Raw genomic sequence first — 14,746 nt, 5'->3', positions numbered from 1 at the left:
ATTAATCGACGCGGATATTGGCGCGCACCACCAGGGCGCGATAACGCGCGATCTCCGAATCCATCACATCGCGCAGCGCCTGCGGACCCAGGAAGGCCGGCTCCAGGGACTGCTGCTGCAGCTTCTTGCCCACCGCGGGGTCGGCCATCACGGCCGTCACGGCCTGCAGCAGCTGGTCGCGCACGGCCGGTGAAATGCCGGCAGGCGCGGCGACCGCATACCAGCCGTCCAGCAAGGCCGGCGACAGCTGCAGTTCGCCATACGCGGGCACGGTGGGCATCTGCGGGGAACGCTTTTCGCTGATGACGGCCAGGGCGCGCAGCTTGCCCGATTGCACCAGGGGGTTGACGGCCGCCAGGGTGTCTATGCCCATGCTGACGTCCGCGCGCACCACGCCGATGTCGGCCTCGGCGCTGCCTTTGTAGGGGATGGCGGAAAACTTCACGCCCGTGGCACTGGCCAGCAGCTCGCCGGCCAGGTGCGGCGCCGAGCCGGCACCAAAGGTGGCATAGGTCAGCGTGCCCGGAGCGGCCTTGGCTTTGGCCAGCACGTCCTTGAGGGTTTTGTAGGGACCGGTGCTTGCAGTCACCAGCACCAGCGGCGTGCGCGCGACCATGGCAATGGGCGAGAGCTGCTTGAAGGGGTCGTAGCCCAGCTTGCTGCGCACCGCGGGGTTGACGGTGTAGCTGCTGGAGCCGGAGAACAGCAAGGTGTAGCCGTCGGGCTCGGCCGCGCTGACCATGACCACGCCGATGGCGGTGGAAGCGCCGGGCTTGTTGTCGATGATCACGGGCTGGCCCAGGCGGGCGCTGAGCCGCTCGCCGATGATGCGGGCCGCCACGTCGGTGCCGCCGCCCGGCGGGAAAGGAACGACCAGCTTGATCGGCCTGGCGGGCCAGGCTTGTGCCTGCGCCTGCGACACGCCGGGAAACACGAGGGCAGAACAGGCGGCGACCAGCAGGGTCGCCTGAAACAGGGACCGGCGTGCAGCAAAAGACATGGGGGAAGGCATGGGCAACTCCAGTGAGTGAGCGAGGGTGCAATCAGGACAAAAACAACTCAGGCGGCGGCCCGCGCGGCATGCCAGGGCAAGCCGGCGGGCTCGCCGAGGTCCCAATAGAGGCCGGCCATGATGCGCAGGCCTTCGCGGGCGACGGGCGCCAGCAGGTGTTCGTCGGGCGCGTGCTGGGCGCAGGCCGGATAGGAATGCGGCACCCACAAGGTGGGCAGGCCCAGCAGGTCCGCGAAGACATCATTGGGCAGTGAGCCGGCCAGGTTGGGCAAGGTGACGACCGGCTTGCCGCTGCTCAGCCCGATGGAGCGCTGCGCCCAGCCCACCCAGGGGTGGTCCAGGTCCAGGCGCGTGGCCGCGCCGGTGAGCGTGATCTCCACCTCGACGCGGTTGAAGCCATAGCGGTCCAGGTGCTTGCGCAGGATGGCGGCAAGGTCCTGGTAAGGCGTGCCAACCACAAAGCGCAGCTGGCAATGGGCCACGGCCTCGCCGGGAATCGCATTGACGGGGCGCTGCGGCGAGCCGGCACCCAGCGCCAGCACTTCGAGGGTGTTCCAGCCGATCAGGCGTTCGGCCGTGCTGAGGCCGGGTTCGCCCCAGTGAGCATCGGGCAGCGGGTCGTCCTCGCCGCCGCCGATATCTACATTGGCCAACGCGCGGCGCACCAACAGGGGCAGCGCGCGCGGCTTGAGGGCCGGCACCAGTATGCGGCCCCGCGCATCGACCAGCGAGGCCACAGCGCTGGCCAGCACGGTGGCCGGGTTCAGCAGGGCCCCGCCCCAGTTGCCCGAGTGGTAGGCCTTGTCGCGCGCGCGCAGGCGCAGGCTGAAATTGATCGCGCCGCGCGAGCCCAGGAACAGCGTGGGCTTGTCGGCATGCACGCGCGGGCCGTCGCAAGCGATCAGCAAATCGGCCTTGAGTTGCGCGCGATGGCTTTCGCAAAAGGCATGCAGGCCGGGCGAGGCGGCTTCCTCGCCCATCTCGAGCAGCAGCGTGACGTTGTAGCCCAGGCGGCCGCCGCGCGCCTTGATCACGCTGGCCAGCGCGGCCAGGTTGACGGTGTGCTGGCCCTTGTTGTCGGCGGTGCCGCGGCCGTACCAGCGCTCGCCTTCGCGCACCAGCTCCCAGGGCTGCAGCCCTTCGCGCCAACGCCCTTCCTGGCCGCTGACCACGTCGCCGTGGCCGTAGGTCAGCACGGTAGGCAGCGCCGCATCTTCCACGCGCCGCGCGACCAGGAAAGGGCCGGCGCCCTCGACGGGATTGGGCAGGACGCTGCAGGCAAAGCCGAGCGCGCGCAGGGAGTCCGTCATCTCGCCGCGCAGGTAGTCACCCAGCGCGGGGTTGGGTTTGCCGTTGTCGCTTTCGGTGCGCAGGGCAACGCGCCTTTGCAGGACGTCGAAAAAATGGCCTTCGTCAAACCAGGCCGTGGCGGCATCAAGGCAGTCGGATCTCAGCATGTTTCATCGTTTAAAAAAAAGGGCGCGCGGTCGTGATCTCAGTGATGAATGCGTCATGAACGTGTCATGAACGCGTCTTGAAACCAAATGTAGGAAGAATCGGGACTTACTACAATGAGAGATATCGCAACAGGGCTTTGCCTTTTTGGCAAAGTACAAATTCAAGCGCCCCTCCATTCCCACCCGCCCCCGCATGAAAACCACTTTTTTCAGCACGCAGATCCGCTACTTCCTCGAGGTGGCGCGCACCGGCTCGGTCAGCCAGGCTGCGGCGCAACTGCATGTGGCGGCCTCGGCCGTGAGCCGCCAGGTCGGCAAGCTGGAAGACCAGCTGGGCTGCGCGCTGTTCGAGCGCAGGGCGCGCGGCATGGTGCCCACGGATGCGGGTGAGCGCCTGATGGCCTATGCGCGCGCGGGCAGCGACGACGCCGAACGCGTGATGGAACAGGTGCGCGGCCTGGCCGGCTATAGCGCGCGGCGCGTGCGCGTGGCCTGCACCGAGGGTTTCGCGACGGGTTTCATGCCGGAGGTGATGACGGGCTTCAGGCGCAGCCACCCCGAGGCGCTGATCGAGCTCAGCGTGGGTTCACCCGAAAGCGTCAGCCGCCTGCTGCTGCAGGGTGAAACCGATGTGGCGCTCAAGTACACCATGGCGCCGGAAAAAGGCATGACGGTGCGGCATGCGGCCACCGCGCCCATCTACGCGCTGATGCTGCCCACGCACCCGCTGGCACGGGCCCGCGCGGTGACGGTGGCGGACGTCGTGAAATACCCGCTGGGCATCAGCGCCAAGGGCATGACGGGGCGCCAGCTCTTTGACATGGTGGCCAGCGTCCAGGGCCTGCAGTACCAGGCCTCGGTGGTCAGCAATTTTTCGTCGGCGCTGCTGCCTAGCACGCGCGGCGACGACATCATGCTGTCGGGCTACCTCACGGCCGCGCACCTGATACGCCAGGGCCAGCTGGTGGCCGTGCCTTTTGCCGAGCCGGAACTGCGCCAGCGTGTGTTGCAGGTGCTGTCGCTGGAGGGGCAGACGCTGGCGCCGCTGGTGCTGGACTTCACCGCGCAGTTGATCGCCGCCGTTCGCGAGTCGGGCAACGGCATGGCGCCGGCGCGCAGGCGCAGTGCGAAAAAAAACGGCTGAGCGCCCTGCTCTTCCGCTTCTTTTTTCTACAGCCCCGGCAAGGGCAGGAGCTTGCCTTCGGCCGACGAAGGCGGCGCGATGCGCAGCACGCGTGACAGCGTGGGCGCGATGTCCACCACCTCTACGCGCGCGTCAATGCGGCCGGGTTTGACCCAGGCCGGGCCGTACATCAGGATGGGCACCTGCGTGTCGTACGGGTGCGGCGAGCCGTGCGTGGCGACCGTGTTGCCGAACATCCAGCCGGGCTTGAGCGAGTACTGCACATCGCCCGAAACATCCGGGTGCCAGGATTTGCGGATCTGGTCAAAGAACGGCGCACCGGCGCGGCTGCCGCTTTGCATTTCACGGCGTGTGTAGGCCGCGGCAAAACCGGGCTCGGCCATCAACAGCGCGCGGGTTTCCTCGGCCAGGGCGTCGGCATTGGCCTGCTTTTGCGCGATGAGCTGTTTGTCGAGCAGCACGCTGGAGCCCGAAAAACCCGCGGCCCATTTGCCGGGGCCAAAACGTTTTTCGAGCCCGGCATTGACGCGGCCCAGCAGCTGGCTGCTGTTGACGCGGCCGGACTCGCGGCCCTGGCTGGCGTTGTATTCGGGCGCGGGCATGAAGCCGTGGTCGGCGGTGAGCACGGCGATGTAGTTGTCCTTGCCGACGCGCGCGTCCAGGTCCTGGAAGAAGGCCTGCAGCAAACGGTCCAGCTGCAGCAGGTGGTCGTGCGAGAGGCGCGACTCGGCGCTGAAGGCGTGGTTCACATAGTCGTGGCCCGAAAGGCTCACCGACAGGATGTCGGGAATGTCGTCCTGGCCCAGTTGCTCGCCGGCAATCGCCGCGCGCGCGAACTCCAGCGACATCGCATCGACAAAGGGGCCGCGCAGCAGCGAGCCGTAAAAGCGCGGGCCGGGCGCGCTGTCCTCCTTCGCCCCGAACATCGCCGGCAGGCCGCCGCCCGCGGGGCCGTACCAGGGCTGCTGGTCGGGTAGCGAGCGAGCGTACGCGGCCTCGGGCAGCAAGGCCTTCCACTCGGCCTTGAAGTAGCGGTCGGCCGGCTTGCCGGCGTTGTAGCGGTCGACCCAGGCCGGGTGCGCGGCCATGTAGTGGGTGCTGGAGGCGAACTGCCCGGTGGCGCCCATATACATATAGGCAATGCCGGTCTTGCCGGCCGGCAGGATGGCGCCGCGGTCCTTGCCCGAAATGCCTATGACCTTGGAGCGGCTGTCGACGCGGCGCAGCACGTCGCCCACGGTTTCGGCCTTGAGGTTTTTCGGGCTGGTGCCATCGAGGGCATTGGTAGGGTGGCCGATGTAGGTGGCCGAGGTGTCGCCGGTGCAGTAGACGGGCTCGGCGGTCACGGGGTCGCGCCAGTCGTTGCCTATGATGCCGGTGCGATGCGGGTAGGCGCCGGTGAGCATGGTGGCATGGCCGGCCGCGGTGACGGTGAAGGCGTGGCCGTAATGCGCATTCGCGAACCAGGCGCCGCGGTCCAGGAAGCGCGCGAAGCCGTCGGGCGCGAGCTGGTCGCGATAGTCCAGCACCTGGCGCTGCGGCAGGCCGTCGACGACCAGGAAGACCACCAGTTTGGGGCGCGGCGCGGCGCCGGCCACAGTGCCTGGCGCAGCGGTACAGCTGGCGAACAATGCGGCGGCCAATGAGGCGGCCAGCAGTCGTAAAAGAGTGTGAGCTTTCATGGCTGCGATGCTAAAGCAGTTCGGGCCGGCATCACCCCCGTAATGACCCGTGCCGCACGAATCGCCATTGGCACGGCGCGCCACCGCAGCGGCGCGCGTCATGCACCACGTCACCCGTACCGAGTTGCAAGAAAGTGTTGCGATCCTTTTCAAGAGGCATTTTTGCCACTATTAACTCGCACCTTTTAAGGGCAGGGATTGACGGGGTTTTTGCTTATCGGGCAGGATGGCCCCATGGTGAACAGCATTGCGCCCTATGCCGCGCCTCCTGGACAAGTGGAAGTCGAGCGTGTGGTGACGGCCAGCATCTGCCACGTCAAGGAAGGCATCTACGCGCAGATGGAGGACATACGCGCGCACTCCCTGCCGCACAACGCCGCGGATGGCATACACGCCATCCTGCATTACCAGAGCGGCTGGTTCGTCCACTGGGCGGAGGGCCCGTCGCCCCAGCTGCGCGCCCTGCTGCTGCGGCTGGCCGGCGATCCGCGCCACCACTCGCCGCATACCCTGCACATCAGCCGGGGCCGGCGCATACTGCCCACGCCCTGGTCCATGGTGATGTCGCAGGCCACCGAGTCGGCCGTGCAGTTCGGCCGCCGCGTGATGGCGCTGCGAGACCAGTTCGAAAAAGGCATCCAGTATTCGCCCTCCTCCGTGCTGCGGCGGCTGTCGGCGCCCATGCAGCTGCCGCAAGCCCAGGGCCTGGCCGACCCCGAGGCCTTCCACCGTGTCGGCATCTGCTCGGCCGGCGGCAACGAGGCCTTCGGCATGGTCGGCTGGCTGGCGCAACGCACCGGCGGGACGGTGGCCAAGCGGCGTTTCGCGGGCGAGCAGGACATGGACGGCAGCAGCGAGTACGTGGAGTTCATGGAGAGTGGCCATCCCTGCCGCATGATCGCCGTGGCGCGCAACGGCCTGACCCACGGCCTGCGCCGTGCCTTCCTGCCCGACTGGCCGTACTTTGTGATGCTGTTTTCCGGCGCGCCCAAATTCGACGATGCGCTGATGGGCCGCATGGCCGCGGCCTGCGAGGGCCTGCCGGTCACGCCGGCCTTGCTGGGCATCGCGCCCAATGCCGAAACGCACCAGCGCATGCAGGCCATGGCCGCTGAAGCCCACCTGGCATACACGGCGGCCGGCATGGCCAGGCCAGACGACTGCAATGCGATCTGGCAGGCCGTGCAGCAGCAGCTCCAGCACGCCGGCGAGCCGCCCAGCTCGGTGTGGGACGTGCCGCGCATGGCGGCCTGAACAGCACCGGCCGGCGCAGGCCGGAACACCCCGATACACTGCGGGACATGAAAAAAGAAGCCATCGCCCCGTTCTTCGCCACGCTCAAGGCCGCCAACCCCATGCCGGTGACCGAGCTCGAATACACCAGTGTGTTCGAGCTGCTGGCCGCCGTGCTGCTGAGCGCGCAGGCGACCGACGTGAGCGTGAACAAGGCCACGCGCAAGCTCTACCCGGTGGCCAACACGCCGCAGGCCATCCTCGACTTAGGGCTGGAAGGCCTGGAGTCGTATATACGCACCATAGGGCTGTACCGCACCAAGGCCAAAAACCTGCTGGCGACCTGCGAGATATTGGTGAAGCAGCATGGCGGCCAGGTGCCGCGCACGCGCGAGGCGCTGGAGGCCCTGCCCGGCGTGGGCCGCAAGACGGCCAATGTGGTGCTCAACTCGGCCTTCGGCGAGGCGGTGATGGCGGTGGACACGCACATCTTTCGCGTGAGCAACCGCACGGGCCTGGCACCCGGCAAGAACCCGCTGGAAGTCGAGATGAACCTGCTCAAGCGCGTGCCTACCGAGTACCTGGTGGACGCGCACCACTGGTTGATCCTGCACGGGCGCTATGTGTGCCTGGCGCGCAAGCCGCTGTGCTGGCAGTGCGCGGTGGCGCCCTGGTGCGACTTCGAACCGAAGACGCCGCCGCCTGCGGCTTGACGGGAACTTCCCTTAACGGGCGAACGTGCCGTCGGCGCGGATCATCGTCAAATTGACAAAGCGAGAACCCAGGTTGCTCTGCTTGCTGTAGGTCAGTGCGAAGCCGCCCAGGTCCTCATTGGTGAAGGTCTCCAGCGTGCTGATGAGCTTGGCGCGCGTGATGGGCGCCGGGGTTTTCTGCAGCGCGCGCACCACCAGCTTGGCGTTGAGGAAACCTTCCATGCTGTTGTAGCTGAACTTCTTGTCGGCGGTTCCCAGGATCACGGTCTGGTATTCCTTCACGACGGCGTTGCCGAGTTCGGTGAAGGGGTAAGGCACGACCTGCGAGACGATGGTGCCGGCGGCCGGCTCTTTCAGTTCGGCGTGCAGGCCCGAGGAGACGCTGAGCACCATGAACTGCGCGCTCACGCCCTTGGCCTTGTAGGCCTTGATAAAGGCGGCGTTGGGCTTGGCCTGGGCGATCAGCATCACAGCCTGTGGCTGGGCGGCGGCGACCACGTCCACCGCCTTGGCCACGTCCACCGTGCCGCGCGGCACCGGGGCCACGGCGGCGGGCGCAGCGCCGCGTTTTTGCATGGCGGCAATGAGCGCGTCCAGGCCTTCCTTGCCGAAGGCGTCGTCCTGGTAGGCGACGGCGATCTTGTTGATGCCTATGGTCCAGGCGTGGTTGACGGCCGCCTCGATCTCGTCGGTGGTGCTGGCGCGCACATGGAACACATTGGGCACATGGGGGTCGCGCAGCGACTTGGCGCCGCTGGTGTTGCCGATCTGGGCAATGCCTGCCGCCTGCACGATGGGCACAATCTTGAGCATGTTGGCGGTGCCGCGAAAGCCGACCAGCGCCACGGCGTTCTGCTCGATCAGCGCCTTGGTGTTCTCGGCGGTCTTGTCGGGGTTGAAGCCGTCGTCCACGCTCACGAGCCTGATCTTCTCGCCGCGTATGCCGCCCTTTTTGTTGACGTCGTCAAAGTAGGCATTCATGCCGCGCACATAGTCGGTGGTGAGCGCGGCGCTGGTGCCCGAAAGGTCGCCCGAATGGCCCAGGATGATGTCGGCCGAAGCGCCCACGCTGGCGGCGCACAGAAAAAAAACGGCCAGCACGCGGCCGGCCCTTGAAAAATTCACAACTGTCATGAAACGATCCCTAACCTCTGCTGATAAAAAACTTGTTTGTTATTGATAAAAAAAACCGGCACCAGGCCGGTCTCACCCAGGCGCGCAGTGGGTGTCAGGCGTCAACCTTGACCTTGGCTTGTTCAGCCACCTGCGCCCATTTCTTTTGCTCCATCTTGATGAAGGCCGCAAATTTTTCGATGCTGCCGCCGCCGTCCTCGGCGCCGTACTGGTCCATTTTTTCCTGCACGTCGGGCATGGCCAGCACCTTGTTGACGTCCTCGTTCATGCGCTGCACCATGGCGTGCGGCATTTTGGACGGGCCCATGAGGCCGTACCACACGGTGGCCTCGAAACCGGGAAAGCCGGATTCAGCCATGGTGGGTACGTTGGGATGGCCCTTGGCGCGCTTGAGCCGCGTTTGCGCCAGCGCGATGGCCTTGCCGCTTTTGACATGCGGCGTGGCCGAGGTCATGGTCTCGAAGCAATAGTTGACCTGCCCGCCTATCAGGTCGACCAGGGCCGGGCCCGAGCCGCGATAGGGAATGTGCAGCGCGAAAATCTTCGCCTGCAGCTTGAACATCTCCAGCGCGAAATGCTGGGCCGAACCGCCGCCGGCCGAGGCGAAGCTGATCTGGCCCGGCTTGGCCTTGCACAGCGCGACCAGGTCCTTGACGGTCTTGGCGGGCTGGTCGGCGTTGCAGATCAGCATATTGGGCGTGACGCCGACCATGCTGATGGGCACGTAGTCGCGCTCGGGGTTGTAGCCCAGCTTGAGGCCCAGCGCCGGCGCCAGCGCGTGGCTGTTGATGTGGGCCATGAGCAGGGTGTTGCCGTCTGCGGGCTGCTTGGCCACGTAGTCGGCCGCGATGACGCCGGCGGCGCCGCCCTTGTTTTCAATCACCACCGAGGTGTTCCACATGGTGGAGAGCTTTTGCCCCACCACGCGCGCCAACGCGTCGGTGCCGCCGCCGGGCGGGAAACCCACGATGATGCGGACCGGGCCGGACGGCAGGGTCTGCGCCTTGAGCATGGGTGACGCCACCAGGGCGGCCGTGGCCGCCGTCGCACTGATAAAAGTTCTGCGTTGCATGGTTTCTCTCTGATTCAGTCGTAGAAGTAGAACGAAGCGAAGTGACAGTTTTGAGGCAGATAACGGTGATGGCGGTGACGGCTCTCAGGCCGCCTTGCGCTGCGGCACCACGGCCGCATGGCTGGAGAAATGATCCATGGCGGCCTGCACGCCCGAACCCGCGAGCTTGACACCCGCAAGTTTCAAGCCCATTTCACAGCCGGCAAGCGCGGCCATCAGTGTGAGGTCGTTGCAGTCGCCCAGGTGGCCTATGCGGAACATCTTGCCCTTGACCTTGCCCAAGCCGGTGCCCAGCGAGCAGTCGAAGCGTTCATAAATGATTTTGCGCACCGCGTCGGCGTCCACGCCTTCGGGCGTCATCACGCCGGTCAGCACCGGCGAGTACACGGCCGGGTCGGCGCACTGAATCTGCAGGCCCCAGGCCTTGACCGCCGCGCGCACGCCGGTCGCCCAGCGCTGGTGGCGCGCGAACACGGCTTCCAGGCCGTGCTCGAGCAGCATGTCGCAGGCTTCGCTGAGGGCGTACAGCAGGTTGGTGTTGGGGGTGGACGGCCAATAGCCGGTCTTGTTCATCTCGATGATTTCGTCCCAGGCCCAGAAGGCCTTGGGCAAGGTGGCCTTCTTGCTGGCTTCGAGGGCCTTGGCGGAAACGGCGTTGAAGCTGATGCCGGGCGGCAGCATCAGGCCTTTTTGCGAGCCGCTGATGGTGACGTCCACGCCCCACTCGTCGTGGCGGTAGTCGGCCGAGGCCAGGCCCGAGATGGTGTCGACCAGCAGCAGCGCCGGATGTTTGGCCGCGTCGATCGCCTTGCGCACGGCGGCGATGTTGCTGGTCACGCCGGTGGAGGTTTCGTTGTGCACCACGCAGACGGCCTTGATGCTGTGCTGGGTGTCGGCCTTCAGGCGCTCTTCAATCAGGGCGGCCTGCACGCCGTGGCGCCAGACCTCGGCGCCGGGATAGCTGATGACCTCGGTCTTCAGACCCAGGCGCGCGGCAAGCTTTTGCCACAGCGCGGCGAAATGGCCGGTTTCGTACATCAGCACGTGGTCGCCGGGGCTCAGGGTGTTGGAGAGAGCCGCTTCCCAGGCGCCGGTGCCCGAAGCCGGGTAAATGATGACGGGTTGTTTGGTCTGGAAGATCTTTTTAATGTCGGCCAGGACTTTCAGGCCCAGCGCCGCGAATTCAGGGCCGCGGTGGTCTATGGTGGGCAGACTCATGGCCCGCAGGATGCGGTCCGGCACCGGCGAAGGGCCGGGAATCTGCAAAAAATGACGTCCCGTGGGATGAAAGTCAAGCGTCAACATGGCGGTCTGCTCCTGAAGTAAGTCCTTATTTTTTGCATACAAAATTCATTTGTCAAGCCATCAAAGGACTACATATTGATTTGACAGGGGTAAATTTTGCATACAAAATTTGTCCATGGCTGCCGAAATCATCCCCATCCCGCGCGCCGCCCTGCATGAACAGGTGGCGCACCGGCTGCGCCAGATGCTGGTGGAAAACCGCATCCAGCCCGGCGCCAAGCTCAATGAGCGCGAACTCAGCGAAGTGCTCAACGTCTCGCGCACGCCGCTGCGCGAGGCCATCAAGATGCTGGCCGCCGAGGGCCTGGTGGAGCTGCTGCCGAACCGCGGCGCGATCGCGGTGGAGCTGACGGAGGCCGACGTACTCAACACCTTCGAGGTGATGGCGGGGCTGGAAGCGCAGTCGGGCGAACTGGCCGCCGAACGCATCACCGAGGCCGAGCTGGCGGAAATCAAGGCCATGCACTTCGAGATGCTGGCCGCCTATACGCGCCGCGACCTGCCCAACTACTACCGGCTCAATGCCGCCATCCACAGCGCCATCAACGCGGCGGCCAAGAACCCGGTACTGGCCAGCACCTATGCGCAGGTCAATGCGCGGCTGCAGGCGCTGCGCTTTCGCTCCAACCAGGACGAGGAGAAATGGAAAGCGGCCGTGAAGGAACACGAACTGATGATTGAAGCCCTGCAAAAGCGCGACGGCGCGGCCATGCGCAACGTATTGCTGCGCCACCTGACCAGCAAGCGCGACGTGGTGGTGCAGCAGCTGCGCGCCATCAATGCCACGAACAGCAAGAGCGGCGCCAAGGCCTGAGCCCGGCCCGGCTCTTCCATCACAGTCCCCCACCCAAAGGCGAAAAGCCGCGATGAACGCTCCCCTCCCCCTCAAGATCAGCCGCGAGGCCGCGGCCCAGGCTTATGACGACGTGGCCCGCGTCAGCAATGAAGTCGCCGGCCGGCTGGCCGCGCGCCTGGCCGCCGAAACCCAGGGCGAGGTGCTGTTCTCGCCGGCGGACCGCGGACGCTATGCCACCGACGCGTCCATCTACCAGGTCACGCCCGTGGGGGTGTTTGTGCCGCGCACCGATGCCGACGTGAAGACCGCGCTGGACATCTGCCGCGACCTGCAAGTGCCCATCGTCCCGCGCGGCGGCGGCACCAGCCAGTGCGGGCAGACGGTGGGCGCGGGCCTGGTGATAGACCATGCCAAACACCTGCGCAACATCCTGGCCGTGGACCCGGGCGAGCGCACGGCCGAAGTCCAGCCCGGCATCGTGCTGGACCACCTGAACGCCTCGCTCAAGCAGCACGGCCTGTGGTACCCGGTGGACGTGTCCACCAGCGCGCAGGCCACGCTGGGCGGCATGGCGGGCAACAACTCCTGCGGCAGCCGCAGCATTGCCTACGGCAACATGGTGCACAACGTGCTGGGCGCCAGCGCCTGGCGCTCCGACGGCAGCCTGCTGGAGCTCGGCCGCTATGACAAGGCCGGCGGCGGCGCGCGCGAACTGGGCGACTACGTCAAGGCGCTGTCCGACCGGCTGCGGCCCGAGCTTGAGGCGCACTGGCCCAAGGTGCTGCGCCGCGTGGCCGGCTACAACCTGGACATCTTCAACAACCAGAACGAGAAGCCCTATACCCAGGACGGCTCGGTGAACCTGGCCCACCTGCTGGTGGGCAGCGAAGGCACGCTGGGGCTGACAAAATCGCTCACGCTGCGGCTGGCTGAGCTGCCGCGCACCAAGGTGCTGGGCGTGGTGAACTTCCCGACCTTCTACAAGGCCATGGACACGGCCCAGCACATCGTGAAGCTGGGCGGCGACGGCACGCTGAGCGCGGTCGAGCTGGTGGACCGCACCATGATAGAGCTCTCGCTGCAGAACCCGGCCTTCGCGCCCACGGTGCGCACCGCCCTCATCGGCCAGCCCGAAGCGATTTTGCTGGTGGAGTTCTCGGGCAACTCCAAGGCCGAGCTGTCGCCCAAGATGCGCCAGCTGGTCGAGCTCATGGGCGACCTGGGCCTGCCCGGATCGGTGGTCGAGATGATGGACGACGCGCCGCAGAAAAATCTGTGGGAGGTGCGCAAGGCGGGCCTGAACATCATGATGAGCCTCAAGGGCGACGGCAAGCCGGTCAGCTTTATCGAGGACTGCGCCGTGCCGCTGGAGCACCTGGCCGAATACACCGACGCCCTGACGCAGGTCTTCCGCAAATACGGCAGCAAGGGCACCTGGTATGCCCATGCGTCCGTCGGCACGCTGCACGTGCGCCCCATCCTGGACATGCGGCGCGAGGGCGGCGCCAAGATGCGCGCGATCGCCGAAGAGGCCTCGGCCCTGGTGCGCCACTACAAGGGCGCCTACAGCGGAGAGCATGGCGACGGCCTGTGCCGCGGCGAGTGGATTGAGTGGCAGTTCGGCCCCAAAATCAACGAGGCTTTTGCGCAGATCAAGAACTACCTGGACCCGATCAACCTGCTGAGCCCGGGCCGCATCATCAACCCGCCGAAGATGGACGACACGCGGTTGATGCGCTTTCCGCCCAGCTACAAGGTCATACCTATCAAGACGGCGCTGGACTGGAGCGCCTGGAACGTGCAGAACGACCCGGTGACCGAGCAGACCAGCGAGCCGGGCACGGGCGGCGACCCGGCCCAGGGTTTTGCCAAGGCCGTGGAGATGTGCAACAACAACGGCCACTGCAGAAAATTTGATGCCGGCACCATGTGCCCCAGCTACCGCGCGACACGCGACGAAAAACATTTGACGCGCGGACGCGCCAACACCTTGCGCCTGGCGCTGTCGGGCCAGCTGGATGGCTTGAAAGCAGAAGATGCCTTCACCAGCGAGGCCGTGCAGGAAGCCATGGACTTGTGCGTGGGCTGCAAGGGTTGCAAGCGCGACTGCCCCACCGGCGTGGACATGGCCAAGATGAAGGTGGAGTTTTTGCACCACTACAAGGCCAAACACGGCTACACGCTGAAAGACCGGCTGGTCGCCCACCTGCCCGACTATGCGCACTGGGCCAGCCGCTTCGCGCCGCTGCTCAACCTGCGCGACAAGGTGCCGGGCCTGGCGACCTGGAGCGAAAAGCTGCTGGGCCTGTCGGCGCGCCGCACGCTGCCGCAATGGCGCAGCAACACCTTTTGGAGGCGGCTGGGCGCACAGGCTGAAGCCGGCGCGGCGCCGCAGGGCCGCATCCACACCGCGAGCCGCGAGGAGGTGCTGGCCGCCACCAAACCCGTGGTGCTGTTTGTCGACACCTTCAACGGCTACTTCGAATCGGAAAACGCAGTGGCCGCGCTTACGGTGCTGCAGGCTGCCGGCTACACCGTGCACGTGGCCGCCAAGACCACGCCCGACGGCAAGAGCCTGTGCTGCGGCCGTACTTACCTGGCGGGCGGCATGGTCGACAAGGCCAAGGCCAAGGCGCGCGAGGTGGTAGGCGCCCTGCTGCCCTTCGCGGAGCGCGGCATCGCCATCGTCGGCCTGGAACCCTCCTGCCTGCTGACGCTGCGAGACGAGATGCTGGTGATGGGCCTGGGCGAGGCGGCGCAGACCATCAGCCGCCATGCGTTGCTGCTCGAAGAATTCCTGGCGCGCGAGGCAGCGGGCGGCAAGCTCGAGATGCTCAAGGGCAGGCTGAAGCCTTCGGCCCAACCCATTCTTTTGCATGGCCATTGCCACCAGAAGGCCTTTGGCGCGGTGGGCCCCATCCTGGACGTGCTGAGGCTGATCCCGGGCGCCAAGCCCGAGCTGATCGAATCCAGCTGCTGCGGCATGGCCGGCAGCTTCGGCTACGAAGCCGGCCACTACGAGGTCTCCATGCAGATGGCCGAATTGAGCCTGCTGCCAGCAGTACGCAAGCAGCCAGATGCCATCGTGGTGGCCGACGGCACCAGCTGCCGCCACCAGATCAAGGACGGCGCGCAACGCGAAGCCATCCATGTGGCGGTGCTGCTGGCGCGGCAGCTGCAGAACTGAGGCGGCCGGCG

General features: G+C 66.3%; 11 protein-coding genes. 5 read left to right on the top strand and 6 right to left on the bottom strand.

The features are described 5' to 3' along the window. Position 1: 1 nt before the first annotated feature. Both ACEN8I_RS10385 and ACEN8I_RS10380 read right to left on the bottom strand, forming a co-directional pair. Positions 2–1,012: a Bug family tripartite tricarboxylate transporter substrate binding protein gene (locus ACEN8I_RS10385; protein WP_413328324.1), complete on the bottom strand. Its 1,011-nt coding sequence runs from the start codon at positions 1,010–1,012 to the stop codon at positions 2–4. Positions 1,013–1,059: 47 nt separating this feature from the next. Next, positions 1,060–2,469, bottom strand: a complete 1,410-nt coding sequence (locus ACEN8I_RS10380; RefSeq protein WP_413328323.1) for a M20 family metallopeptidase — start codon at positions 2,467–2,469, stop codon at positions 1,060–1,062. 193 nt (positions 2,470–2,662) lie between these two features. On the opposite strand from ACEN8I_RS10380, the gene ACEN8I_RS10375 reads away from it, so the two are divergent. Further along, on the top strand, positions 2,663–3,613 hold the full coding sequence (locus ACEN8I_RS10375) for a LysR family transcriptional regulator (RefSeq protein WP_413328322.1): 951 nt from the start codon (positions 2,663–2,665) through the stop codon (positions 3,611–3,613). 26 nt (positions 3,614–3,639) lie between these two features. Here the strand turns inward: ACEN8I_RS10375 and ACEN8I_RS10370 are convergent, their stop codons facing one another. Continuing rightward, a complete protein-coding gene (locus ACEN8I_RS10370; RefSeq protein WP_413328321.1) occupies positions 3,640–5,295 on the bottom strand; it encodes an alkaline phosphatase family protein in 1,656 nt (551 codons plus the stop codon). 234 nt (positions 5,296–5,529) lie between these two features. Between ACEN8I_RS10370 and ACEN8I_RS10365 the strand changes: the two genes are divergently transcribed. Further along, positions 5,530–6,549, top strand: coding sequence for a BLUF domain-containing protein (locus tag ACEN8I_RS10365; RefSeq protein WP_413328320.1), 1,020 nt, complete (start codon positions 5,530–5,532; stop codon positions 6,547–6,549). 47 nt (positions 6,550–6,596) lie between these two features. Continuing rightward, the gene (nth, locus tag ACEN8I_RS10360) at positions 6,597–7,241 is read left to right on the top strand and encodes an endonuclease III (RefSeq protein ID WP_413328319.1); all 645 of its coding nucleotides are present in this window, start codon (positions 6,597–6,599) and stop codon (positions 7,239–7,241) included. Positions 7,242–7,253: 12 nt separating this feature from the next. Here nth and ACEN8I_RS10355 read toward each other — a convergent pair whose 3' ends face one another. The 3 genes from ACEN8I_RS10355 to ACEN8I_RS10345 form a co-directional block, all read right to left on the bottom strand. Then, complete coding sequence (locus ACEN8I_RS10355) at positions 7,254–8,375, bottom strand: ABC transporter substrate-binding protein (protein WP_413328318.1); 1,122 nt, start codon at positions 8,373–8,375, stop codon at positions 7,254–7,256. A gap of 94 nt (positions 8,376–8,469) precedes the next feature. Next, positions 8,470–9,447 carry a Bug family tripartite tricarboxylate transporter substrate binding protein gene (locus ACEN8I_RS10350; RefSeq protein ID WP_413328317.1) on the bottom strand — a complete coding sequence of 326 codons (978 nt, stop codon included), beginning with the start codon at positions 9,445–9,447 and terminating at the stop codon, positions 8,470–8,472. Between the two features lie 84 nt (positions 9,448–9,531). After that, positions 9,532–10,752 (bottom strand): pyridoxal-phosphate-dependent aminotransferase family protein, encoded by a 1,221-nt coding sequence (locus ACEN8I_RS10345; protein ID WP_413328316.1) that lies wholly within the window; start codon positions 10,750–10,752, stop codon positions 9,532–9,534. Positions 10,753–10,867: 115 nt separating this feature from the next. Here ACEN8I_RS10345 and ACEN8I_RS10340 point away from each other — a divergent pair, with 115 nt between their 5' ends. Together ACEN8I_RS10340 and ACEN8I_RS10335 are read left to right on the top strand one after the other, a co-directional pair. Beyond that, positions 10,868–11,566, top strand: a complete 699-nt coding sequence (locus tag ACEN8I_RS10340; protein WP_413328314.1) for a GntR family transcriptional regulator — start codon at positions 10,868–10,870, stop codon at positions 11,564–11,566. Between the two features lie 52 nt (positions 11,567–11,618). After that, positions 11,619–14,735, top strand: coding sequence for an FAD-binding and (Fe-S)-binding domain-containing protein (locus ACEN8I_RS10335; protein WP_413328313.1), 3,117 nt, complete (start codon positions 11,619–11,621; stop codon positions 14,733–14,735). The last annotated feature ends 11 nt before the right edge of the window (positions 14,736–14,746 follow it).

Origin of the sequence: Polaromonas sp. CT11-55 (assembly GCF_047303325.1) — a bacterium.
Classification (GTDB): Bacteria; Pseudomonadota; Gammaproteobacteria; order Burkholderiales; family Burkholderiaceae_C; genus Polaromonas.
Note: the sequence above shows the minus strand (reverse complement) of the source record. Positions and strands in the feature narration are given on the sequence as shown.

Coding starts and splice junctions, on each gene's coding strand:
- ACEN8I_RS10385 (WP_413328324.1), bottom strand. CDS start 1,012: ATGCCTTCCCCCATGTCTTTTGCTGCACGCCGGTCCCTGTTTCAGGCG.
- ACEN8I_RS10380 (WP_413328323.1), bottom strand. CDS start 2,469: ATGCTGAGATCCGACTGCCTTGATGCCGCCACGGCCTGGTTTGACGAA.
- ACEN8I_RS10375 (WP_413328322.1), top strand. CDS start 2,663: ATGAAAACCACTTTTTTCAGCACGCAGATCCGCTACTTCCTCGAGGTG.
- ACEN8I_RS10370 (WP_413328321.1), bottom strand. CDS start 5,295: ATGAAAGCTCACACTCTTTTACGACTGCTGGCCGCCTCATTGGCCGCC.
- ACEN8I_RS10365 (WP_413328320.1), top strand. CDS start 5,530: ATGGTGAACAGCATTGCGCCCTATGCCGCGCCTCCTGGACAAGTGGAA.
- nth (WP_413328319.1), top strand. CDS start 6,597: ATGAAAAAAGAAGCCATCGCCCCGTTCTTCGCCACGCTCAAGGCCGCC.
- ACEN8I_RS10355 (WP_413328318.1), bottom strand. CDS start 8,375: ATGACAGTTGTGAATTTTTCAAGGGCCGGCCGCGTGCTGGCCGTTTTT.
- ACEN8I_RS10350 (WP_413328317.1), bottom strand. CDS start 9,447: ATGCAACGCAGAACTTTTATCAGTGCGACGGCGGCCACGGCCGCCCTG.
- ACEN8I_RS10345 (WP_413328316.1), bottom strand. CDS start 10,752: ATGTTGACGCTTGACTTTCATCCCACGGGACGTCATTTTTTGCAGATT.
- ACEN8I_RS10340 (WP_413328314.1), top strand. CDS start 10,868: ATGGCTGCCGAAATCATCCCCATCCCGCGCGCCGCCCTGCATGAACAG.
- ACEN8I_RS10335 (WP_413328313.1), top strand. CDS start 11,619: ATGAACGCTCCCCTCCCCCTCAAGATCAGCCGCGAGGCCGCGGCCCAG.